The sequence below is a fragment of the Dendrosporobacter quercicolus genome, assembly GCF_900104455.1.
In the GTDB taxonomy this organism is placed as follows: domain Bacteria; phylum Bacillota; class Negativicutes; order DSM-1736; family Dendrosporobacteraceae; genus Dendrosporobacter; species Dendrosporobacter quercicolus.
This window is the reverse complement of the sequence record NZ_FNHB01000003.1, coordinates 130,993-154,199: the sequence shown is the minus strand read 5'-3', so window position 1 is coordinate 154,199 and position 23,207 is coordinate 130,993. Positions and strand designations below refer to the sequence as shown.

20 protein-coding genes are annotated in these 23,207 nt (G+C 46.5%); 3 read left to right on the top strand and 17 right to left on the bottom strand.

Annotated features, from left to right (window positions below; genetic code table 11):
• Nucleotides 1–128: 128 nt before the first annotated feature.
• The 17 genes from BLR06_RS08795 to BLR06_RS08720 form a co-directional block, all read right to left on the bottom strand.
• The gene (locus BLR06_RS08795; protein WP_092071541.1) at nucleotides 129–1,352 is read right to left on the bottom strand and encodes a Zn-dependent hydrolase; all 1,224 of its coding nucleotides are present in this window, start codon (nucleotides 1,350–1,352) and stop codon (nucleotides 129–131) included.
• Nucleotide 1,353: 1 nt separating this feature from the next.
• Nucleotides 1,354–2,799, bottom strand: a complete 1,446-nt coding sequence (locus tag BLR06_RS08790; protein WP_173812971.1) for a dihydroorotase — start codon at nucleotides 2,797–2,799, stop codon at nucleotides 1,354–1,356.
• A gap of 13 nt (nucleotides 2,800–2,812) precedes the next feature.
• A complete protein-coding gene (preA, locus tag BLR06_RS08785) occupies nucleotides 2,813–4,009 on the bottom strand; it encodes an NAD-dependent dihydropyrimidine dehydrogenase subunit PreA (RefSeq protein WP_092071536.1) in 1,197 nt (398 codons plus the stop codon).
• Entirely contained in the window at nucleotides 3,994–4,629 is a 636-nt protein-coding gene (locus BLR06_RS08780; protein ID WP_092071533.1) for a CD3072 family TudS-related putative desulfidase, read from the bottom strand. The genes preA and BLR06_RS08780 overlap by 16 nt, the downstream gene beginning before the upstream one ends.
• A 102-nt stretch (nucleotides 4,630–4,731) precedes the next feature.
• Entirely contained in the window at nucleotides 4,732–5,766 is a 1,035-nt protein-coding gene (locus tag BLR06_RS08775; RefSeq protein WP_217636868.1) for an ABC transporter substrate-binding protein, read from the bottom strand.
• A 26-nt stretch (nucleotides 5,767–5,792) separates the two neighbouring features.
• Entirely contained in the window at nucleotides 5,793–6,563 is a 771-nt protein-coding gene (locus BLR06_RS08770) for an ABC transporter permease (protein WP_092071527.1), read from the bottom strand.
• Entirely contained in the window at nucleotides 6,563–7,363 is an 801-nt protein-coding gene (locus tag BLR06_RS08765) for an ABC transporter permease (protein WP_173812973.1), read from the bottom strand. Before BLR06_RS08765 ends, BLR06_RS08770 begins: the two co-directional genes overlap by 1 nt.
• Nucleotides 7,360–8,139 carry an ABC transporter ATP-binding protein gene (locus BLR06_RS08760; RefSeq protein ID WP_092071525.1) on the bottom strand — a complete coding sequence of 260 codons (780 nt, stop codon included), beginning with the start codon at nucleotides 8,137–8,139 and terminating at the stop codon, nucleotides 7,360–7,362. The genes BLR06_RS08765 and BLR06_RS08760 overlap by 4 nt, the downstream gene beginning before the upstream one ends.
• Nucleotides 8,140–8,271: 132 nt before the next feature.
• Nucleotides 8,272–9,660 carry an MmgE/PrpD family protein gene (locus tag BLR06_RS08755; protein WP_173812975.1) on the bottom strand — a complete coding sequence of 463 codons (1,389 nt, stop codon included), beginning with the start codon at nucleotides 9,658–9,660 and terminating at the stop codon, nucleotides 8,272–8,274.
• Nucleotides 9,661–9,874: 214 nt separating this feature from the next.
• Nucleotides 9,875–10,588 (bottom strand): Crp/Fnr family transcriptional regulator, encoded by a 714-nt coding sequence (locus BLR06_RS08750; protein ID WP_092071519.1) that lies wholly within the window; start codon nucleotides 10,586–10,588, stop codon nucleotides 9,875–9,877.
• Between the two features lie 5 nt (nucleotides 10,589–10,593).
• A complete protein-coding gene (udp, locus tag BLR06_RS08745; RefSeq protein ID WP_092071515.1) occupies nucleotides 10,594–11,367 on the bottom strand; it encodes a uridine phosphorylase in 774 nt (257 codons plus the stop codon).
• 26 nt (nucleotides 11,368–11,393) lie between these two features.
• The gene (locus BLR06_RS19510; RefSeq protein WP_173812977.1) at nucleotides 11,394–11,546 is read right to left on the bottom strand and encodes a hypothetical protein; all 153 of its coding nucleotides are present in this window, start codon (nucleotides 11,544–11,546) and stop codon (nucleotides 11,394–11,396) included.
• A 26-nt stretch (nucleotides 11,547–11,572) separates the two neighbouring features.
• A complete protein-coding gene (locus tag BLR06_RS08740; protein WP_092071512.1) occupies nucleotides 11,573–12,520 on the bottom strand; it encodes a sugar phosphate isomerase/epimerase family protein in 948 nt (315 codons plus the stop codon).
• A gap of 18 nt (nucleotides 12,521–12,538) precedes the next feature.
• Nucleotides 12,539–13,546, bottom strand: a complete 1,008-nt coding sequence (locus BLR06_RS08735) for a Gfo/Idh/MocA family protein (RefSeq protein WP_092071507.1) — start codon at nucleotides 13,544–13,546, stop codon at nucleotides 12,539–12,541.
• 221 nt (nucleotides 13,547–13,767) lie between these two features.
• Nucleotides 13,768–14,607, bottom strand: coding sequence for a helix-turn-helix transcriptional regulator (locus tag BLR06_RS08730; RefSeq protein ID WP_092071504.1), 840 nt, complete (start codon nucleotides 14,605–14,607; stop codon nucleotides 13,768–13,770).
• Between the two features lie 463 nt (nucleotides 14,608–15,070).
• Complete coding sequence (locus BLR06_RS08725) at nucleotides 15,071–16,111, bottom strand: ABC transporter substrate-binding protein (RefSeq protein WP_245698088.1); 1,041 nt, start codon at nucleotides 16,109–16,111, stop codon at nucleotides 15,071–15,073.
• Nucleotides 16,112–16,410: 299 nt separating this feature from the next.
• Nucleotides 16,411–17,193: a hypothetical protein gene (locus tag BLR06_RS08720; protein WP_092071501.1), complete on the bottom strand. Its 783-nt coding sequence runs from the start codon at nucleotides 17,191–17,193 to the stop codon at nucleotides 16,411–16,413.
• Nucleotides 17,194–18,163: 970 nt separating this feature from the next.
• On the opposite strand from BLR06_RS08720, the gene BLR06_RS08715 reads away from it, so the two are divergent.
• The 3 genes from BLR06_RS08715 to BLR06_RS08705 all read left to right on the top strand — a co-directional run bounded on the left by BLR06_RS08715 (nucleotide 18,164) and on the right by BLR06_RS08705 (nucleotide 23,063).
• Nucleotides 18,164–18,709: a TetR/AcrR family transcriptional regulator gene (locus BLR06_RS08715; RefSeq protein ID WP_139164469.1), complete on the top strand. Its 546-nt coding sequence runs from the start codon at nucleotides 18,164–18,166 to the stop codon at nucleotides 18,707–18,709.
• Nucleotides 18,710–18,840: 131 nt separating this feature from the next.
• Nucleotides 18,841–19,965, top strand: coding sequence for an efflux RND transporter periplasmic adaptor subunit (locus BLR06_RS08710; protein ID WP_092071495.1), 1,125 nt, complete (start codon nucleotides 18,841–18,843; stop codon nucleotides 19,963–19,965).
• Nucleotides 19,962–23,063 carry an efflux RND transporter permease subunit gene (locus BLR06_RS08705; RefSeq protein WP_092071492.1) on the top strand — a complete coding sequence of 1,034 codons (3,102 nt, stop codon included), beginning with the start codon at nucleotides 19,962–19,964 and terminating at the stop codon, nucleotides 23,061–23,063. Before BLR06_RS08710 ends, BLR06_RS08705 begins: the two co-directional genes overlap by 4 nt.
• The last annotated feature ends 144 nt before the right edge of the window (nucleotides 23,064–23,207 follow it).

The following is a 23,207-nucleotide window of genomic DNA, read 5'->3' as shown; positions in this document are numbered from 1 at the left end:
AACCGGAAACCGCGGTTTTATCAAACCCGGCGCGTCCGCAACAATACTTGACAACTGAAACAAAAAACAAACACGCGACAAGATGATCTTGCTTTCGGACGACGGACGCAGGCTACCCGGTTAGTCAACTATTCGGACAGAAAAAGCCGGATAAGATAATTGCAAACAAGTTCGAAACTCTCAACTTTTGTATATTCGTCGGGACAATGACTTTTACCGCCGATACTGGGCATAAAAATCATTGCCGCATCGGTAACCTGGGCAAAGGCCTTGGCATCATGGCCGGCCCAACTGAATAATTCCATCGTATTGGGAATTTTTAACGAACGGTACTCATCAAGCAGTTTTTCAGAAAAGCGCAAGACCGGCGTATACAGCTCATGACTAAGCCGAACAGCCACGCCATATTTTTCTTCTAAAGCCGCTGCATACTCTTTAATCCGGCCGGCGATCTGTTGCGCAAGTTCATCCTCTGTCGCCCGATAGTCGACAATAAGTTCCGCTTGTCCGGCGATCACATTGTGAATGTTGGGGTAATGGGCCAGGCGGCCAACGGTTGCAACAGCGCTGCCGCTATAAATCTGACCGGTTTCCCACACTTTCGTGATCAAGTCGGCGGCTGCCGCTAACGCATCCTTGCGTCCTTTCATCACCGTGGGACCGGCATGATCAGCCTCCCCCCGAAAATCAAAAAACAGCCGTCCGATTCCTGCAATGCCTACAACAATGCCCGCATCATACTGGTTTTCTTCGAGCACGGCGCCCTGCTCAACATGGACTTCAATAAACCGGCTGTAATAATCGGCAGCCCAGCCAATGTCGGAGCCGAAAGGACGACCGGCAAAAATCCCGCTTTCTTTTCTCAGGATTTCCAGATTTTTTCCCTGGGCGTTTTTATAGGATAATGCCTCGTCGACACTCATATCTCCAGTCATAAACCGGGCGCCGAAATAACCTTTTTGGCAGATGAGGCCTTCTTCATCCGCAGTTGCCAGAATTTCCACCGGGCGCTTAGGCTGCAAGCCGGTTTCATGCATCATGGAAACCAGTTCGAGTCCCGCTACAATTCCGGCGGCGCCGTCATAGGCCCCGGCGTTGACCACCGTATCGAGGTGCGAGCCAATGCCAACCGCTTTGTCCGTGCTCTTACCCGGATTATACCGGCCGACAAGATTGCCAAAGGTATCCAGCCGAACCTCCATGCCCATCATTTCCATCTCGCACCGCAAGTAGTGGATAGCGTCAACCCACGCCTGCGAGTAAGTAGGACGGGTAATCCGGCCTTTCTCAACTGTAAATCCGGCAATTCTTTCCAACCTTTGCTGAATCCGGCAACGATTCGCCTGAACCATGCTAAACGCTCCCTTTCTCCTTGTCGTTTCTTATTGCAGTTCCGCTTCCTGCAGCAGCCCTTGAATCCGGCTGTAAAAAGCGGCCTTGTCCCCTCTGCGGCAGCACATTGCCGGTTTCATAGGCCAGCCGGCCCCGGACAAACGTATACATCACCTTATGACGTACTGCCAGTCCGTCGTAAATAACCGCACAGTCCCGCGCTTTACTCCGAAGTGTTGCACGCTTCAGGTATTCGGGCGTCTCCAGCCGGGCGACCAAAACAAGATCGGCATCCCGGCCGGGCTCAAGCCGGCCCTTGCTTTTAGCCAGTCCGAACAGCCGCGCTGTGTTTTCCGCCGTATTGCCGGCAATCCGCTCATACGTCAGCCTGCCTTCCTCCACCAGACGGAACAGGAGCGGTAAGGTCATTTCAAGACCGGGCAGTCCGTCCGGAGCGCGCCAAATTGAAGTTCCGTTTTGCAGTTTTTCCTGTCTTGTAAACGGGGCATGATCACTGCCGGTTATTTCAATTTGGCCGGCAGCATAGCCTAAGACAAGACGGTCAACGTTGACCCTTGAACGAAACGGGGGTTTCATCCGGGCAAACACGCCATACCTGTCCATGGAATCCGAATCAAAGGTCAGATAGTGCGCGCAAGTTTCGGCGTGGATGTCGACGCCGGCCAATTGCGCCTTCACAATCATCGCCAGGGCCGCAACTGAGCTGACATGGGCGACAATCGTCCGGCACCCCGTTTGACCGGCGGCGCGAATTGCCCTTTCAACCGCCTTGATTTCGGCTGTCTCCGGCCGCGAGGCGCAAAAATCCCGGACCCGGTTTTTCCCTTGCGCCATCATCCGCTCCGTGCTGGCGCTTACAATAACAGGATCTTCACAGTGAATGGTTAAAGGCAATCCGGTTTTTGCGACCTGCGTCATCACGCTTTCGAGCTCGCCCGGCCCGGCCGCACACAACCCGTAAAACTCTTTTTCCCGTCCCCGGACAGGCGGCATTAAAAAGGTTTTAAACCCAATCGCGCCCGCCGCGGCAAGCGGGACAATCTGGTCCAGATTATCCGCGCCTGCACCGCCGTAAAGCGCAACATCCACCCAGGCGTCCCGCTCAACTTCCGCAACGCGCAGCAAAAAGTTTTGCAGGGTGGAAGCCGGCTTGGCGCAGCCCGGCATTTCCATTAATGTGGTTATGCCGGCGGCCGCGGCCGCCGAGGACGCCGACACAAAGTCCTCCCGAAAGGAAAATACCCCGCCGCGAATATGGACATGCGAATCAATAAAGCCTGGAAAAACAAGCAAACCTGCTGCATCAATCGATTTTTCCGCCGGTGTGAGCTTTCGGGCGTCCGCCGTTATCTGGCTGATTTTTCCCTGAGTGACGCCAATATGGCCTTTCCGGCTGTTTTCCGGAAATATCAAGGTTCCATTTAAAATGTTGATATCATTAAACATTGTCACACCCTGCTTATTTTTTGATAAACGAAATACATTCCCTTGGACAAACCTGAGCGCACAGCCCGCAGCCGTCACACTGGGTTCTGTCACACACCGCAGTCTTCCCCTCCAAGCGCAGGGCTTCATAACCACTATCCCGGCAGGAATGAATACATTTTTCACAGCCGATGCAGCGGGAGGCATCCACTGACGCGACAACCTTGTGTTCTCGGCTGAGGTCAATTTGCCTGGTGATATGAGCAAGCGCTTTGCCGCGGAAACTGTCGATGCTGGCGAAATGCATTCTTTCCATATAATCCAATAAGCCGCCGGTCAGTTGGTCAATAATGCCGTAGCCGTTTTCCATCACCGCCGAACAGACCTGGATCGTCTGAGCGCCCAACGAGATAAATTCGGCGGCATCCCGCCAGGTATAAACCCCGCCGGTGGCCGAAATCGGCAGCCCCGTCGCTAAAGCCAGCCGCATCACACAGCCTAAAGCAATGGGTTTGATCGCCTTGCCGCTTAGACCCTGCGGCGCACTCATGCCGTCAACCATATTATAAGGAACAAAACGATCAAGATCGATTCCGGGCAGAGAATTCATGGTATTGATGGCAGTAATCGCGCTGGCGCCGCCGGCTTTGGCGGCAAGCCCTTTGCCCTGTACATTCATCGTCAGGGCGGTAAGTTTCGGCATCACCGGCTTTGTTGTTTCTTCCCGGACCCAGGAAACGACCATTTTAATTTTTTCTTCGTCTACTCCCAGCATTGCGCCACAGCCGCTTTCCGCCTGGCCGTGCGAGCAGGAAAGATTCAGTTCAAATCCGTCAGCGCCGGCATCATCAAGAATCCGGGTCGTCTCACGCCATTCTTCTTCTTTAAGGACATCGGTGTGCATCAGGCTTGCCAGAACGCCGTGCTCCGGGAAACGCTGCTTGAGCCAAGCAATCCCTTTTGCCCATTCTTCCAACGTTTTCTGACTGCCAATTTCAAAATTGGTAAAACCGATAATCTGGTTTCTATCTTTCACTGCATGGATACGGGGACTAACATTCGGTTTAATCCACCGGGGAGAATATTGTACAGTTTTAATCACCGCACCGCCCCAGCCACGTTCAAAACTCCTGGCGATATTCTCCGCTGAAGTGGTGGGAGGCGCGGACGCAAGCATAAAGGGATTAGGCATCTGTATGCCAACAAAATTGGTCTTTAATGTTGCCGCCATGACTTCACATCCGTTTTCGCTAGAGTTTCCTGCTTGTTTTCCGGGGTTGCCAGCATATTTTCCATAAACTCGCTGAATGCCGCGAGGATTTGGTCATTGGTCCGGTTGCGATCATCCATAGCCAGCCCATAAATAAAAGGAACTGGCAGTTGACGCTCCATGATTTCTTTTTTTAACTCTTCCATATAGATGCCCGGTTGATCGACAAGCGTCCGGGGCACCTCCTTAGGGCGGCCTCCCCAGTCCTCGCAATAACTCGACATGGTGCTGCCGCAGGTCGGTGAACCGTCACAAGTCAAAATCGCCACTACATCATAATCGACCTTCTCGTAATTCTCCAGATAATCAGTTGTTTGACTGGCCAATTGACGGCAAAACCGCCGGTAGCCAGTATTGTCATAGAGATTGCGGCTGTTCCACCAGCGCTGGTTTCCCATATACAGGGTTTCCGGGCAAGGCAGCTGCATAACGCCTAGACCAAAATGATCCAATATCCGGATTACTTCCGAAAACATCCCTGAATAGCGCGCAAATTCACGCACTTTATTATTGGCATTCAGCAGGCAATTGGCCACAAATATGATTTTTTTGCTGCGGGCATCTTCTTTGTGCAATGACATGAATAAAACCTCTCATCCTTTCAAACAAAAATTTCCGGAGCAGCTTAAGACAAGATGGTCCACGGGGAGAAAGCCTCCCCGACCCCAGACCCTCGGTTCATCCTATTGTAAAGATTTAGCCGCTTCCTCCCACAACTGCTTATCATAAACTTTGTCAGGTACTTTTTTAATCACCTTGTACTTTAAGGCCAAATCCTGGGTAGCTTTAATCTGTGCTTCATCGAGATAAAGCATTTGGGCGGCGTTGGCGCCGGAAGGGGCAACAAGCTTAGCAATTTCTTTGGCAAAATTCAACTGGTGTTCCTTATTGTTACTGGCCGCATCAAGATATTTCCAGACAATTTCGGTCGCTGCCTCCGGGTCCTTGCAAGCCTCTGCCCAGCCTTTCATGGTAGCCCTCATAAATTTAACGGCAATATCCTTATTTTCAGCCAGCCATTCACTATTCACGATTAAGCAGTCCTCCAGCATGCCGCTTCCTTCTTGTTCCAGATCAATGACATTGATATCCTCCGGGCGTAAACCGGCTTTCAGCAGCACCAGATATTCATTATAGGTATGCGCCGAAGCCGCGTCCAAAGACCCGTTAAGCAGAGCATCCATCGTATTGTCCTGTTTGACGATCGTAAGATCCTTATCCTTATCGATGCCGTACTTATCCAGCAGGGCATAAACCGGGAATTCCGCCGATCCCAGCCAAGCGCCTACTTTCTTGCCGGCAAGATCTTGAGGACTGTTAATTCCTTTTTCTTTTTTGGATACTAGCAAAAAAGAGCTTTTCTGAAAGATTTGACCGATTTCCACCACAGGATGTCCTTTCTCAATAAAAGGCAGAACACTGTAAAGGTTGGCGATACCGAATTCGGCCGCGCCGACGGAAACCTGATTGGTTGAAACCAGATCCGGCCCCCCGTTGATTAATTCAACGTCAAGACCTTCCGCCGCGTAATAACCTTTTTCCTTAGCGTAATAAAACCCCATAAATTGCGCCGAAGGCAACCATTTTAGCTGAACACGGACTTTTGCCGGCCCCTTGGCGCTGTCTCCCGTTCCTTTCGTACCGCCGCAGCCTGCCAGGGAAGCGATTAATAGGAACATAGTCAGTAAAAGACCGATACTCTTGTGTGCTTTTTTCATATTCATTCCCCTTTACAAATTGTTCTTTATCTTTGAGAAGCGTGCCATTTGATAGCATAACGCTCAACCACAGATACGATACTGTATAACAGAATGCCGCAGACAGCAGCGTCAACAATATAAGCCCAGCCCAGACTCATCTGAGATAGCTTTAAGACCGTGGAAAGTTCAAAACCGATACCGTGATGCGATACAAAGAACTCACTGACGATCGCAGCCATCAGCCCCACCGTGGTATTGATTTTCATGGCCGTAAACACATGAGGCAGGCAATTCGGCAGCCTCAGCTGCCAAAAGACCGCGCTGGGCTCAGCGGCATACGAAATCATCAAATCGAGCGCAAAGGGCCGAAGATGAGTAAGGCCATAGTAAGCGTTAATCGTCATTGGCGCCATTGTAAACATGGTCACCACGGCAATCTTAGATCCCATATCCATGCCAAACCAATTATTCATGATCGGCGCCATGGCAATCATCGGTATGGCGTTAATGGCCGTCACCAGCTTTAGCCCGCCCCCGCCCCAGCGTGGAACAACAGCAGTGAATACAGCAAAGAGAAACCCCATGCCGGAGCCAAGAAAAATACCAGCCACAGCCTCTGTCATGGTATATTGGGTATGCACCATCATAACATCAAAGTTATCGATAAACGCCTCGAAAATTTCGTTGGGCAATGGAAGCTGGTACGGCCGCAATCTTAAGAGGACATGGAAACCGCCTGCTTGCCAGAACAGAATAACCGCTAGGCCGAATAGAAGAGCGATGAGTTGATTGGCAAGGTTATTTCTTTTCAGCATCAGTGCGCCTCCTCTTTTCCGTCAGCCTTTTGCCAGGGCATCAGCATTTTTTCCAAGAAATAAATAACTGCGTATCCGAATATCCCCAGCAATGCTGCGGTTAGGACTGAAGCCCAAAACATGAGCGCGCTGCTGGCGCCATAATAAAGTGAGTTTAAAATCTTGATGCCAATCCCGGCATCCGCGCCAAACATTTCGACCAGGATTGCCGCCGTGATCGCGGAAGGGGCGGCAATTTTCAGTCCGGCAAAGAGATCGGGGAGGGAAGAAGGGATCATCAGTTTACAGTAGGTTTCCCTTTTGCTGGCAGCATAGGAGTAAATGAGATCAAGCTTGTCCCTGTCCACACTCTTTAGTCCGCTGTACATATTCACCGCAACCGGAAAAAACGTAATGAATGCCGCTAGAACGATCCGGGCCGCATCCTGACTTTTGACAATGGAGTAAATAATCGGTGCTAGCGCTAATACGGGCAGCATCCGCAAAACAATGAGATAAGGAAAAATCATTTCCCCGATAAACCGGCTAAACCTCATGACGATCGCTACAGCGATACCGGCTGCTGCGCCGCACACAAAACCAGTTGCCGCCCGGGACAAAGTAAGCATGGCATCGGCAAACAACGACCCGAAATGAGTAAAAAAGGTGCTCATCACCTGGTGAAAATAAGGAAGCTTTTGAACTTGCATGTTGTCATGCAGCACATTCTGCAAAAACCATGCGCCGCTTTCCCACAACACAATCATGACCGCCACCCAGGCCAAGGTTGCGATATGTCTGCTGCTTTGCCACCTTTTCATTCGTTCATCCCCGCAAAACATTTGCGAATTTTGCTAAGCAAGGCCGCAAACTCCGGCGTATCCCGAATATCATCCACCCGGGGACGCGGAAGGTCAATATCGATGACTGCCGAAAGAATTCCCGGATGGGGCGTCAGCACACAGACACGATCCGAGAGAAAAATCGCCTCGGAAATATTATGGGTGACAAAAATCACTGTTTTTTTGGTGTTGCTCCAAATACGCAGCAGGTCTTCCTGCAGCTTGTTGCGCGTAAACTCATCAAGGGCGGAAAACGGTTCATCCATCAGCAGGATTTCCGGATTGATCGCCAAGGCCCGGGCAATGCCGACGCGTTGCTGCATACCGCCGCTCAGTTGAAAAGGATAGCATTCGGCAAACTTGCTCAGGCCTACCATTTCCAGCATTTCGTCCGATATGTTTTTTCTTTCTTCCCGCGTCTTGTTCATAATTTCAAGCGGCAAGCAGATGTTTTCCCGGATCGTACGCCATTCGTAAAGAACCGGGCTTTGAAACACCATTCCGTATTGCCGGGCCTTACGCGCTGCTCGCGGACTGAGGCCGCCAATGGCAATTTTCCCCGACGTAGGCTGCAAAAGATCGGCGATCAGACGCAGCAGCGTCGTTTTACCGCAGCCGGAAGGTCCCAGTAAGGAGATAAATTCGCTTTTGCGAATATTCAAATTCACGTTTTTTAGCGCAGTGATATCCTCGCCGCCTTGCCCCCGGTAAACCATGCTGACATCTTCAATTTGTAATTTGTAAGCGGTGCTCATAGCAAACCTCCTAAAAAAATACAACGGCCAATAAAGCAGTACTTCTATAAAGCAGTACTTTTATTGCGCCGTTGCATTTAACGTATTATGTTGACCAACCATAAACCGGATGTTTTCCACTGTGAGGAGGTACTAGCAGCCTGCGTCATTGACCAAATTCATCAGTTCCGACATGTCCTCCTGACACTCGAGGCTATCCACAAACCGAATAATGGCTTCGGTTCTCTGTGAATCAGGATAAACACGGTTTGCGAGTACACGGAACTTTTCCCTGACATCTTCAGGTTTTACCGGATTGCGCCAGTCTCCCTTGGGATCATCGACTGTCACTTCAAAACTCTTGCCGTCCTTCATGATAATTTGAACAGCACTCGAATAATGTTCGGGATACCTGCGTTCAAATTCAGGATCTTCCACCACTTCCGTAACCGAAATCAACCGTTTGACCAATGGATCTTCAATGTACTTGACATCAAATTCATCAACTGTAACTTTGCCGTTTCTAAAGGCGATTGCTGCCTGATAGGGCATACTGAACTGCAAATCCACGATATTTTTGGGGTTCCATTTCCGCTCTTCCGCCAACAAACGCATCGTATATTTAGAAGATCGAATAAGGATTTTAACGATATCCTCCGGATTGGGTTGATATTGATCAACAATTTGCAGACAGGCATCCAGGTGTCCGCCTGAATAACGGCAGCACGGATATACCTTAATGCTGGAAGTGGCAAAAACCCACTGTTTGCCCAGACCGTCCAACAAATATTTGGCATCATAATGATCCAAATAAGAGTAGGCATGAAGCAAACCATCCTTGCCTTCAAAGATATCGGTCGGGCCATTAAAGCCCTTATGAGCCATTCTGGCCGCAATCACCGAGTTCATCGCCGGATGTCCCGCCTGAAGCCGCTTGGTGAATGAACCTTCGGAATTCCAAGCCATCAGCCCGGCAACCATGCTGCCGGCAATGCCTTGTGCATACACCATTTGCTGTACATCAAGGTCCATCAGCTTGCCGGCAGTGACTACCGCCCCCATCGTACCGCAAGTGCCGGTTGGGTGAAAGCCCTGGTAATACATATCGCCAAGATAAGCCGCTCCCATGCGGCAGACAACTTCATTCCCCAAGGCGACCGCCTCCAGGAAACGCTTGCCACTCATTTTTTTATGTTCCGACAAAGCCAGCCCCACCGGATAAGTCGCCGGTGACGGATGAGCATTCGATTCGTTGTGGTCATCCACAAAATCATAGCCATAACACTGGATCGCGTTGGCAAAAGCAGCATTGGGCAATGCCACTTTTTTGTCCAGCCCTACGATTGTCCCCTCTGCGGGACCTCCCAGTTCTTGCGCAACCTCCCTGGCAATCTGGCTTGTAACAATGTTTCTAGTTCCAACCATAGAAGCCAGAACGTCCAGTGTGAGAAGCTTGGCGTGACTGGCTGCATACTCCGGCAGGTCCCCATAACTGAGGCCTGCCGCCAATTCCGCAATTTCCTCCGAAATCGTTTTTTCCATGATAAGTCCCCTCCACTTGTCGATATAATCCGGCAACCTTGAATCGTAGCCGTTTATTTCAGGCATCCATCCTAAAAAATAAAAAAATGGCGCGCTCCGAGGTCGTTGACTGCCCCGTTGCATCACCATGGTTCAATTATATCGATTAACAGCAATAAAAAAAGGACATGTGTCCCTTTTTACTGGATATTTAGCAATAATCTTGCCGGTAATTTTAGCCAAAATACTCTCTTAGCTTCGTGTACTGGGCTTTGGTAATCGTAATTTTCGCGCCATGCCGGCCAATCATGTCCAATTGCTTGAACTTGGCGATACAACGATCGACTGTTTTCATACAAAAACCGATCTCATCAGCCAGTTTGCTGCGCGGAATATGCAGAACGCAAATGCCGGCTTCCGCCTTCTGCTCAAAATACCTTGCCAGCAAATAGGCCAATCTCTTTTCGCCGGTGGAAAACAGGAATACACGGTCGCGGGAAACTTGCGATAAATTTTTTTCAATAATTTGAATGGTAACCCGGTATAATGCGTCGTGGCTCTCTTTCATCCAAAGCAAAAAATCATTTTTGGATAAGTAGATAAACTTACAATCTGTTTCGCACATCACTGTCCCCCGATAATAGGGAATACCGGTCAGCACCTCGTTCTCACCTAAAATTCCCGGAGCACGCAGATTACCAAGGGCGTAAATAATGCCGCGGGGCAGTTCATTCATGATTTTCACTTCACCGTCGATCAGTAAATAGACGGATTGCGCCTCATCGCCCACGCGCATCAAAGTTGCGCCTTTATTACGATGTACCAACCGGCATTTTTGCTGTAAATCCTCCGGCATAAACTGTAAAATACCGGCTATCCATTGACAGGCTTTTTCCTCTTTGGCGCCGGCGATCAAATTTTTCAGCCTATCCGCTTTCTCTTCCGCCATAACGTTCACACCTTCAAATCAAAATCCTGCTTAATTACCCTGCGCATGGCCTCTATGGCCGTTTCAACGGCAACGTGCACCGTATCTGAGCAAATAGGAGCAGCGCCAAGCGCTTTTTCACGTTCCCGGTTGCGGTACAGCAGCAAGACCGTTGCACATCTTACATGCAAGACAGAAGCTACTGTAAACAATGTGGCTGATTCCATTTCCGAAGCAAGCGCGCCAGCCTTCTTCCAAGCTTGCCATTTTTCCATCAGCATTTTCCTGAATGGCATTCTTTCCGGTTCGTGCTGTCCATAATAAGAATCCTTGCACTCCACAACGCCAATTGCGTAAGGGTGCCGTAAGTTGCTCGCCGCTGATCTAAGCGCATCTACTAAAAAGAAATCCGCAACCGCCGGAAACTCGACAGGCAGATACTCCCTGCTTGTCCCCTCTTTGCGGATGGCAGCGGTGGGAATAATCAGCGTACCTGGTTCCAGATCCTCCTGAATGGCGCCACAGGTGCCCACACGAATAAACGTATGCGCTCCCAACTTTACCAGTTCTTCCATCGCAATCGCCGCTGAGGGTCCGCCAATCCCGGTTGAAGTCGCACTGACTTTTGTTCCGTCAAGCCATCCGGTATAGGTGGTAAATTCGCGTTTAGACGCACTAAGCTCTGCCCTGTCCAAATAAGAAGCGATCAACTTACTCCGGTCCGGATCACCTGGCAAAAATACATATTTCCCAATCTGAGCACTTGTGCAATCAAGATGGCGGACTTTTTCGTTTTCCATAAATAACTTCCACCCATTTTAGATTTTTACTGAATATCACTGTTCCAGGCCGACTGCTCGCATTCATAGCCTGTTGGCCGGGCGTTATTATGTTTCCATTCTCCTTTACTATAGCGAATGTCGGCGGCGGGCGCAACCGTCCAATCGGGTTTAAACGAAAAAAGCATTACAGGATCCAACAATACCGCCGTGACCGACCTGTGTCTCACTCATAATCATTTGGTAAAGCTTCTTTTAGCACATTTAAAGACTTCTTTACTCCAGTTAATGGCGACATTGTTAAATCTTCCATTTCCAGGCTGACTGGCCCGGTATACCCGATCATGCTCAGAACAGAAAAAAATTCTTTCCACCACTGAACATTATGACCATGCCCTAATGCCACATAATTCCATGTACGTTGAGAGAACTGATCTATTGTTTTTGTATCTAAAGCGCCGTCAGCCTCTAGAAGGTTTCGTTCCATACGCACATCTTTTGCATGCACATAATAGATGCGCTCAGCCCCTAATTTGCGTGAGGCCATAACAGGATCGCCGCCCATCCAAAGCAGATGGCTCGGATCTAAGTTCATGCCAATCATGGGACCGGCCGCATCCCGCAGCTGAATAAGAGTCTCAGGATTATAAACTAATTGGCAGCCATGATTTTCTAATGCAATCTTTTCTATTCCATGCGATTTTGCTGTCTCTACCGTAGACTGCCAATAAGGGATTAATACTTCATTCCATTGCCAATTTAAAATTTTCGTTGTAATTGGCGGCCAACTGGTTATAATCCAGTTAGGTGTTATATCCGTAGGCGAACCGCCAGGCAAGCCAGACATCATTACAATCTGTTTTATATTGAGCTCTTCGGCTAGTTGAAACGTTTTTTCAATAACTTTTTGATGTTCTTTTCCTTCTTCATTTGGCGCAAGCTGATTTCCCGAGCAATTCAATGCTTCTAAGGCAAGTCCGCGATGTTTGATTTGTTCCATAAAATTTTCACGCGCACTTTTATTCTCAAGCATATGATCTAAATCAATATGCGGAGCTTTTGACCAGTTTCCACAAGCAATTTCAATTGAATCAAATCCCAGTTCTGCTGCAGTATCCAACATCTCTTCGAAAGACATATATCCCAAACCATCCGTATTAAAGCAAAGATTCACAATATTCACCTCAAAAATTCATTTTTTATAAAAATCAGGCATAGATTCCAATTCTATTCTTACAACACTTTGTGTATCGCGGGCTTTGGATGCAGCTTTAGCAGTTACTTGCCCAACATAGCCATCCCAGGCATTGGGCCCTGTTAAATGTCCATTTTTACAAAAGTTGATCCATTCTTGTAATTCGATGTTGTATGCGTCAATAAACCGTTCTGACCAATCATGACAAATTGGAGTCATACGCGAATCGTTGGTTCTGATCATTGCATTCGGCGGTTCTGGTAAATTCAAAGAAGCTTCTTCGCATACAATTTCACATTTTATATCATAGCCATAACGGCAATTCACAAAAGACTCAACATCAATTCGCACACCTGATTCCGTCGTCAAATACATAATTTGCGGATCACGTAAATCACCTTCCGCATGACGAGTCGATTTTGGAAAAACAACTTCTACTGTTGCATAATTTTCATTGAGCAGCCAACGAAGTACATCAATTTCATGGATCATCGAATTTTCAACAGACATAGGAGTTGTAAAGCCAGGTGCATCATAATTGCGGTGTGCGCAATGCAGCATCAAAGGAAGTCCATATTTCCCAGACGCAAGCAAACCTTTCAGTTGGCGATAGCCTGGATCGTAGCGGCGCATAAAACCGACTTGTACAAGATGCTTTCCACCAGTAATTTCCGCTTCGACAATACGCTTACAGGCCTCAGCTTCAGGCGCAAGCGGTTTTTCGCAAAAGACATATTTCCCGGCCTGAATAGCCGCCCTAACATATTGTTCATGAAACGGATCAAGCGTTGCCACAATAACAGCATCAATGTCATTAGATGAAATCATATCTTCTCCACGTTGATAGGCATCAAGCCCATATTGCTCAGCAACCGTTTTACAAAAATCAAAATTTGCATCTGCGCAGGCAATAACGCGGCCACCCTGTAAACGCTGGTTTATTCGTTCAATATGGGTACGGCCAATATTACCTGTTCCGACTAACCCTATTCTCAATTCTTTCATGCTGAAGGCCCCTCTCAATTTGTACAAACTTATAATCTCTTACAGTTCATGAACCTTAATTAATATTATAATTAATAGTATTTGTTACTGTTATTATAATCTTGTTATAATTTTCAGAATAATCGCAACAAATAAATAGAATTTAATTTCCTGTTATAAAATCTTGCAAAAAAATACATAGTATCATAAATATAACAATACTATGCATTTTGAAATCAATATTATTTTTTAAAATGATTTCTGTAATCCTTAGGAGAAATCCCAACATACTTTTTGAACATCGCACTAAAATGAACACTACTGCCAAACCCAAGACTTTCTTCTATCTCTCGAATCGAAAGATGCGTTTCCATTAAAAGACTTTGCGCTTCTCCGATACGCCGCTGAATTACATACTGAATTGGCGATAAACCTGTTTCCTGCTTAAAAACATGGGATAATAGCGAAGAACTGATATGAAGAGCGCAGCTGATGGTTGATAGTTTGATCGGCTCTTTATAGTGTCCATCAATAAATTCCGTAATTTTACGCACAAGGTTTTCATTTTTCTGCTCATGCTCCATTTGTCCGCACTTTTGTTGTTTTAATATTTGTTCATAAACCAAAAGTAAAATACTTATAGCCAAATGATATGAAACCACATTTGGTAATGTCATATAAAATTCATGCAACATAGGCATAAGTTGCTGTAAATGCTCCGCTGTATCTTTAAAAGAAAATACAGGTTTATGGCTATAATCGATTAAACAGTTTGGAGGCAATCCATTTATGTTAATTCCAGAAAGAGCACAACAATACGTTTGCATATCATGCTGTTGAAAAGGAGCTTCTCCATGAAGAATTCCCGCATTGCAAATAATGAGATCACCAGAATGTACAGCATATTCGCGATTACCTACAAGATATCTTCCTTTTCCGCTACATATATAAAGTAATTCGAGTACATTTTGATGGGAATGAATCATATGTGCATGCCTTTGGCTATATGTTTCATCAACAAAAAAAGTTGCTATCAATTTAATATTATTTAGTGCAAATGGCAGTGCAAACTTTTTGTTCATCCTAAGCGCCTCTCCTACTAAAACAATATCTGGTTAAATCGAAGGGTTACGTATGAATTTAATCATAACTCGTCTCAACGTGTCAAGGACGCGTGTCAGGGGACGGGGTTGTTGACACACTTTAAAGGATCCCACCAAGCCGACGACGAACGGTTGCCAGCCCACTATCCCTATAAAGCCCGATGTCACTGATGATGAGCATGGGCAATTATAAAGTATGTAAGATAAAAGAACACCTCGAATTTATATAATTCAGGATATGACAGCAATACATAACATACCCTGCTGCTATAACAAAACAGGCCCTTTTCTGCATGTGCTGGCGCCGGCCAAGGGCTGTGCAAGCAAACCCTGGCTGCATACCTATACCGGCGTTTTTATTGTTGAAAAATATGCAGGGCTGTCCGGTAGGATTTCTTTGAAATCATCCCCCTTCAGCCCCGCAATGAACCCCCAAATCTTTTTATTGTAATTCACCTTTATAATATGGATTCAGCTCATTGGTATACAAATCAGATGCCTTGATTTCACCCTGAGCAAAAAATCCGTTGCGTTCACCCAGCTTAACCCAGAAATCAATGTCTTCATCTTTAAGCCATTGCTGCCTAGGGTAAATATTCCCGGCCATATCTTTAACGTCTACTTTTAAAAACTCGGCCGCAACCTGCAAAGACTCCTCATAATGTTCGTTAATATATTGCTGGGCCTTTAAGTCGGCAACAATATACGCTTTCACCACATCAGGGTAGTCCCTGATAAACTCCTCGCTAAAGGCCCGCACCGCCAGGCCGCTGAGCGCTCCATTCCCGGCAAGCTCGCCGATTTCATAGCTGGTTGTCAAAACTTCCAGACCGCCGCGGTTTTTAGCAATTTTGTTATAGGGCGGATGCACAATGGCAACATCAATGAACCCATGCCGCAATGCCTGCTCCTGCTGAGCATCTTTCATTACAACAATTTCAACCTGATCACGGGAAATGTCGTTGCGACGCAGAAAATCACCGTTTAGGAACTCAGCGCAGCTGCCCAGTCCGCTCATTGCAATCTTTTTGCCAACAAGATCTTTCGCCGACTTAATAGCGCCGTCCCTTCTCACAAACCACGTCATATGCATCTTATCGGGGTCAGGATCATCGACCATGCTGTGCAGCACGATTTTAATTCCGGCTCCCGCTTTACGGGCGGCGGCAATTGTGGACGGATGGCCGGATCCGAATAAATGGTTATCTCCTTTGATGACCGATTGCGCCAAAGTGCCACTGGGAGCTGAACCTGTATATTCGGGAATAATACCTACTTCCTTAAAGAATCCTTTCTTATCTGCAATAATAAGTTCATTAAAGCTTGTAGGGGTAACCACCTTCAAATGGAATTCTTTAGTCAGCTTGCCGTTAATGAACTTAGGCTTATCGTCATCGGCAGTTTTCTGAGTAAACACTGAGCAGCCTGTAATCAATGCCAATATGGTTAAACCCATTAATCCGGTTACTAACATTTTTTTCATGACCTCAAACCTCCCCTGAAATTTTTCATTTGAAACCTTGTGACTGTTTTCTGCACAGTACTTCAACAAAAAACAAAGGCCTGTACGGAAAACATCCCGTCAGGCCTTCAGCTTTTTGCCGACCAGCTTATCTGAGTCATTATAGAATTACTTCGCAGACCCCATCTGCGCTGAAATAACAGCACTTGTAATGCAAAGAGGAAATGCCAACGCCTTGCTGCTATAAACTCATTCAATACTATCATGTTTTACCAGATAATGTCAATAATTTTGACGTCTCCACTGTCTTGAGATTCAGATTAAATCCGGTGATGAGACGACGGACGCTGATAAATTTCCTGTAATAAGTTTATCTTCATCTCTTTCTGACAATTTTTGATAAATTCTTCAAAAAATAAATCGATCTCAAATGCAGTAAACTCATTTAATAATCTTCGATTTAGCCTTGTTAAGTTTTTAACTAATATCATTTTAAAAGGCAAAAGAGATAAACGCATAACACTGTCAATATCTATCAGCTTGATATGTACTTCGTCTGCTTTATCATAAATAATAAAATTTACCAGTCGAGGATCTAAGTGTAAAAATTTATGATGAATTAATTTACTCCATATCACAGCCAGTTTTTTTATAATGATCTCCCTTGCTTTTTTAGTAGTAACTTGATTCAAATAAGTAGACAAATCTGCACCAGAGACTTCTTCAAGCACCAAAATACTATCAACTAAAAATAATGCTTTTCTGCAAGTTAGCGCAAGAACAGGTTTAGCTACTTCAATATCAAGCTGCATCAACTTAAGCGCTGTTTTATAGTATCTAACTGCTTCCGCCGGTCTGAATAAATTTTTTAAAAATTTACCAATAGCGCGAAATTTATAGCTTTTTACATAATAAGTACAATGATCAAATTCCAGTTTATATACGTTAGCTTTGGTATCCTGAACCAGCTTAAAGTTCCCTTTATTGGCTTTTTGCTTCATCCATACATACTGAATTATTTCCTCGACCAGATCACGATTTAAATTGCACTTTCCATAATATACTTGAATTTTGGAATTGTATTGCTGTTTATTTAAGTGCACCTGATCATCCTCTTTCTTGATTTTTCCTAAAATGAAGGATTTTCAAACAAACAATACTCAAATAAAATTACAGCACCGGAAAATAGGCTTCATCGTTCATTAACGGTAAGCTGCAGTCGCTGAGTGAAACTAAAATGACTGACCAGTCATTCCACGCCATATCACTACTACCTGCAAACGTTAAGTTTAATTATTGACTTAAATTCAAATTTTGTCAAGAAACCAGAGGTAAATTGCCCATAATTTTACTATTATTGCACCATTAAAATTATGACTAATTGAGCTTAACAGCCCGCTAACCTGAAATCGAAACGTTATGCTCAGATACCAGCCGGAATGAATACCATCCATCTTCATTTAGCTGCTGCCAAAAAGTGAAATGACGGCTATTGCCCGGAATGGTTTGGCATGAGAACAATAGATTCTTGATCGGGCTTTTGGTGAATGATCTGTGAAGCCTGAAGGTGGAAAATTAATCCTTGAAAAACTTTTTAACAGGATTTATAATTTAAACATATTTAAATAATGGAGGTGTATGACGGCAGATTTCCACAATATCCCCAGGTATGAATTACCGAGATTTTAGATATAGCTGAATATTTGTTTACTGTTAAAGGTTATTCCTGAACAACCGTTAATGACATTGCCAAAGAAATGGTGTGGACTAACTCCCCGAAGAACTCTTGTCCCTGCTTCTGCAGATGGCGGAAGTACTTATTGAAGACGGTAGGCATGCAAGAAGAAATACCCAGCTCTCGCGATAGAGTGCAATGTAAACATAATAGATTTTTTCCTGAAACTACTCCGCTTTCCAAAGAAATTGAGATTAAGCGGTTTTTTCAGGTAAATTAATTAAACTAGTTTAATTAATTCTAACGCTGCATTTTCGAAAAAATGTATCTACCGATCACCTAAAAAGGAGGGCCGTATTTTGCATAATCGCAGAAATATCCACCGGGAAATTATACTTATGGCCCAGACAGTACTAAACCAGCAAGGCTTGACCAACCTTACTATGAATACTCTCGCCACTCGCCTATCCATTAGTAAACGAACCCTGTATCAAAACTTTAACAGCCTGGAAGAACTTATTAGCACTGTTATTGACAGTCAGCTAGCCAAGATAGCCCGGCTTGAAAAAACAGTTAGCCCAAAATCCAATTCTATCGTATTAGAACAAATAAGACAGTTATTGCTGCTTTACTGTCGAATTTTACAACCCCTTCATCAAATGTCACTGGAAGATGTGAAGCGATATTACCCGAACCTATGGAAAAAAACAGATGAATTCCGGCAAGTCAAATGGCAAAGAATTGTGGACCTGCTGCACAAGGAAATCAGCCGGGGATATATCCGCCCAATCAATCCTGACATCCTGGAGCTAATGATCCGTAAGTCTTTACAAGAGTTGCTTCGCGCTCCTCCATTACCCAAAGGGATGAATTTCTTTGACGCGTGCGACCAGCTTATTGATATCCTGTTGACCGGCATTATAAAGCGGACTCCGTTACATTGAACAGCTACCCATCTAGTAAATATAGCTTCAGCGCCCCGCCAATGATATGATGCACAGTTATCTACGGCATTCCCGTAAAAATGCCCCCGGAATAAGCCCTACTCAACAGGTCAATTTTAAGGAGTGAAATCATGCAATTACCATATTGGTTAGTTAATATGCCCAGAAAAAATATATATTTCTTTTTAACAGCAATGATCGGCTTATGTATTGTCGGCATCGTGCTTTGGAGAGAACCCCCTCCCCCCCAGACTGTTGTCAAAGAGATTCCGGTTGTACATACCGTCGTTGCCGGCACGACAGGAGTCGCCCAAGGGTATACCTATTCCGGCGAAGTACGCGGCCGCTATGAAAGCCAGCTTGCTTTTCAGGTAAACGGAAAAATTGTGAAAAGAAACGTACAGCTGGGCAGTACCGTAAATGTCGGCGACGTGCTCCTGCAAATTGACGCCAAGGATGTTGTGCAAACGGTGCAAAACTATTCCGCCCAGGTATACTCGGCTGAATCGCAATTGCAATTAGCGGAGAGCAATCTGAAACGTTACCGTGAATTGTTGGAAGGCGGCGCCATCAGTCAATCGCAATATGACCAATACGCCAATGCCTACAACGTGGCCGCTGCCGGAGTTCGGCAAACCCAGGCGCAATATACGCAAGGTGCCAATCAACTGGATTACACTTTGTTAAAAGCCGATAAACCAGGCGTGGTGTCAGGTATCTCTGCCGAAATAGGCCAAGTAGTCAGCGCCGGGCAGGTTATCGTCACCGTCGTACAGGACGGCGAACGGGAAGTGGAAATCAGCGTGCCGGAAAACCGGATTGAAGAACTGCGCAAGGCGGAAAAATTTCAGGTTTCCTTCTGGGCTTTACCCAATATAACAACCGATGGCAGATTAAGAGAAATATCCCCAATGGCCGACCAAATCACCCGGACCTTTAAAGTACGAATCAGTGTAAGCAACCCGCCGCCGGAAATGAAGTTAGGCATGACCGCTGCCGTATCGATAGGCAGCACAACCGAACCGGTCATAAGCATTCCTGTAACGGCTGTCTATCAAGCCGGAAACTCCACCCCCGCTGTTTGGGTAGTAACAGACGGAACAGTAACCCAGCGCTCCATTCAGACCGGCAATTACGGCAAAGACAATACCGTCCAGATAATCAGCGGCCTGCGCCAGGGTGAGCGGATCGTCATTGCCGGAGTACATAAAATGACCGAGGGGCAACAGGTGAAACTCGACGGTGATTCGCTATGAAGGGGTTCAATCTGACCGAATGGTCCCTCAACCATAAGCAGTTTGTTTACTTCTTCATTATTCTCTTTTTTATTTCCGGCGTCGTCTCTTATAAAAACCTAGGCCGCATGGAAGACCCTGATTTTACCATCAAGCAAATGATCGTAACCGCCGCCTGGCCGGGAGCTACTGCCCAGCAGATGGAAGAGCAGGTTACTGACAAAATCGAAAAAAAATTGCAGGATCTGCCAGGGCTTGATTATTTGAAAAGCTACTCCACCCCGGGAACCACAGTGATTTACGTCCATTTAAAAGACACTGTTCTGCAACAAGATGTGCGCGGCAAGTGGCTGGAAGTGCGCAATATGGTCAACGATATAGCCAGCACTTTCCCCACCGGTGTTGCGACTCCACAGTTTAACGACCGGTTTGATGAAGTATACGGTGTGGTGTTTGCCCTGACCGGCGATGGCTATACTTATGAAGACCTGCGCGAAAAAGCGGAAAGAATCCGGCGGATCTTACTCGGGGTTCCCAGTGTGAAAAAAGTAAACCTGCTCGGGGTACAAACCGAAAAAATTTATATAGAAATTGAAAATAGCAAGCTGGCGCAACTGGGAGTCGACCCTGATTTAATTACAACAACGCTGCAGGCGCAAAACGCCATGTCAGCAGCCGGCATGCTGGAAACGGGAACCGATAATATTTATTTACGCATTACCGGCATGTTTGAAAGCCTAGAGGATATTCAAAATACGCCGATTCAGGCAAATGGAAGCACCTTCCGCTTGGGTGATATTGCTGCCATTACCCGTTCCTATAGCGAGCCTTCCGATCCCCGGTTTTATTATAACGGGGAACCCGGCATCGGCATTTCCCTGGCGATGGAACCAGGCGGCAACGTGCTTGTCCTGGGAGAAAACATCGAACAGACAATTGAAGAGATAAAAAAAGAACTGCCCGCCGGCCTGGAGATTCACCAGACCGTCAATCAGCCCAAGGTGGTGGAAAGTTCGATTGATGAATTCGTTAAATCTTTGTTTGAAGCCATCGTCATTGTTCTGATTGTAAGTTTTGTCAGTCTGGGCATGCGTTCCGGCATTATCGTGGCGTTATGTATTCCGCTGGTCATCGCGATTGTATTCACCTTCATGAATCTGTTCGGCATTGATTTACAGCGTATCTCCCTTGGCGCTCTGATTATTGCGCTGGGTTTGCTGGTGGATGACGCGATTATTACCATTGAAGCAATGGTCGTTAAGCTGGAGCAGGGCTGGAGCAGGTTTAATGCCGCCTGCTTTGCCTATACTTCCACAGCCTATCCACGCTTAACCGGCGAACTGGTAACCTGCGCCGGCTTCATCCCGGTAGGCTTTGCTGCGGGGACCGCTTCGGAATACTGCGCCAGCATCTTTATGGTTGTAACCATCGCCCTGCTCACCTCCTGGCTTGTTGCCGGAACGGCCACCCCGCTGTTAGGCTATTTGTTTATCAGAATTAAACCAAAAGGTGACGGCGAGACGGCACATGATCCCTATGATACGAAATTTTATCAAAGGTTCAGAAGATTATTGGTCTGGTGCCTGACCCACAAAAAAACCGTATTAATTGCCACTGTAGGGGTTTTTATTGCCGCCATTGGCTTATTGGGGCTGGTAAAGCAACAGTTCTTTCCTGCTTCCACCCGTCCGGAACTGATTATTCAACTGGAACTGCCTGAGGGCTCTTCCATTAAAAATTCGGATGCCGTTGCCCGTCAGTTTGCGGAAAAATTACAAGGCGATCCGCAAATTTCCTACTATACCTATCATGTAGGCGAAGGCGCTCCCCGTTTTGTGTTGAGTTTTGAGCCGACCTCTTACAAACCGAATTTTTCGGAATTTATTATTGTGGCCAAAGACGCCAAAGCACGGGACGAACTGCAGACTAACTATCGCGAACTATTAATCAGGGAATTTCCTAACGTGCACGTTCACACCAAGATAATCAACAATGGCCCCTCGTCCGACTATCCGGTCATGCTGCGCGTAAAAGGTTACGATGTGGACAAGGTACGCGACATTGCCGAACAAGCACGGACAATCATGACCGCGAATCCCCATACCCGCAATGTAAACCTAAAGTGGAGCGAAAAAAGCAAGATTATGCATTTAGCCATTGATCAGGATAAAGTCCGTAAACTGGGCATAACCTCACAGGCGCTGGCTACTGCACTGCAGATGCAGCAGTCGGGAGCGGACATTACACAATTCAGGGAAAGCGATAAAACAGTCAATATGGTGTTGCGTTTTGATGCCCAGGATAGGAACGATCCCGCCTATATGAAAGATTTGAATATTCCAATCGGCAACGGCAAATACGTGCCACTGGACCAGATTGCAAAAATCAGCTTCGAGACTGAGGACGGTTTGATTTACCGGCGTGATTTAAAGCCGATGATCTGGATACAGGCCGAATTAAGTTCCGGAGATGTAACCGGTGACGATGTGGCCGAACAGGTATACAACAGCTTGGCGGAATTGCGCGCAAATTTGCCATTTGGCTACAGTATTGAGTATGACGGCGGCAAAGAAGACAGCATCAAAGCAGTAAAATTCATGTCACAACCAATACCGGCCATGATCATTGCGATTATGATTCTGTTAATGATACAGCTGCAAAATATTCCAAAAATGATTTTGACGCTGCTTACGGCGCCGCTGGGCATTATCGGCGTAGCTGTCGGGCTTGTCTTTACGAACAGCCCTATGGGGTTTGTCGTACAGCTGGGTATTTTGGCTTTAGCCGGAATCATTATGCGCAATACCATTATATTAATGGATCAGATTGATCAATTGCTGGAGGCCGGCGAAAACCTCTGGGATGCCATTATCGATGCCACTATTATCCGGCTGCGCCCCATCCTCCTGACAGCAGCGGCGGCAATTTTAGGAATGCTGCCATTGGTCTCAAGCATCTTCTGGGGTCCGATGGCTGTCGCCATTGCGGCGGGATTAATGGGGGCCACCGTCCTCACCCTGGTGGTGCTGCCGGTCATGTATGCCGCCTGGTATAAAGCCCAGCCCAACATGGATATGCAAAGCTCTTCAACTACCGGCACTGCCAATCATTCCGGTTGATTTCTCAGACTCCGCCAGTACCGTGCGTCACCTAAACATTTGGCTTATCATGCAGTCTTTTTTCACTCCGCCTCGTTGCCGGCCCTTGCATGTGCTTCTCCGCCTCGCAGGGCAAAAAAACCTCGCATTCCAATTGCAAAATTC

Coding starts and splice junctions, on each gene's coding strand:
- BLR06_RS08795 (WP_092071541.1), bottom strand. CDS start 1,352: ATGGTTCAGGCGAATCGTTGCCGGATTCAGCAAAGGTTGGAAAGAATT.
- BLR06_RS08790 (WP_173812971.1), bottom strand. CDS start 2,799: ATGTTTAATGATATCAACATTTTAAATGGAACCTTGATATTTCCGGAA.
- preA (WP_092071536.1), bottom strand. CDS start 4,009: ATGGCGGCAACATTAAAGACCAATTTTGTTGGCATACAGATGCCTAAT.
- BLR06_RS08780 (WP_092071533.1), bottom strand. CDS start 4,629: ATGTCATTGCACAAAGAAGATGCCCGCAGCAAAAAAATCATATTTGTG.
- BLR06_RS08775 (WP_217636868.1), bottom strand. CDS start 5,766: ATGAAAAAAGCACACAAGAGTATCGGTCTTTTACTGACTATGTTCCTA.
- BLR06_RS08770 (WP_092071527.1), bottom strand. CDS start 6,563: ATGCTGAAAAGAAATAACCTTGCCAATCAACTCATCGCTCTTCTATTC.
- BLR06_RS08765 (WP_173812973.1), bottom strand. CDS start 7,363: ATGAAAAGGTGGCAAAGCAGCAGACATATCGCAACCTTGGCCTGGGTG.
- BLR06_RS08760 (WP_092071525.1), bottom strand. CDS start 8,139: ATGAGCACCGCTTACAAATTACAAATTGAAGATGTCAGCATGGTTTAC.
- BLR06_RS08755 (WP_173812975.1), bottom strand. CDS start 9,660: ATGGAAAAAACGATTTCGGAGGAAATTGCGGAATTGGCGGCAGGCCTC.
- BLR06_RS08750 (WP_092071519.1), bottom strand. CDS start 10,588: ATGGCGGAAGAGAAAGCGGATAGGCTGAAAAATTTGATCGCCGGCGCC.
- udp (WP_092071515.1), bottom strand. CDS start 11,367: ATGGAAAACGAAAAAGTCCGCCATCTTGATTGCACAAGTGCTCAGATT.
- BLR06_RS08735 (WP_092071507.1), bottom strand. CDS start 13,546: ATGAAAGAATTGAGAATAGGGTTAGTCGGAACAGGTAATATTGGCCGT.
- BLR06_RS08730 (WP_092071504.1), bottom strand. CDS start 14,607: ATGAACAAAAAGTTTGCACTGCCATTTGCACTAAATAATATTAAATTG.
- BLR06_RS08725 (WP_245698088.1), bottom strand. CDS start 16,111: ATGAAAAAAATGTTAGTAACCGGATTAATGGGTTTAACCATATTGGCA.
- BLR06_RS08715 (WP_139164469.1), top strand. CDS start 18,164: ATGGCCCAGACAGTACTAAACCAGCAAGGCTTGACCAACCTTACTATG.
- BLR06_RS08710 (WP_092071495.1), top strand. CDS start 18,841: ATGCAATTACCATATTGGTTAGTTAATATGCCCAGAAAAAATATATAT.
- BLR06_RS08705 (WP_092071492.1), top strand. CDS start 19,962: ATGAAGGGGTTCAATCTGACCGAATGGTCCCTCAACCATAAGCAGTTT.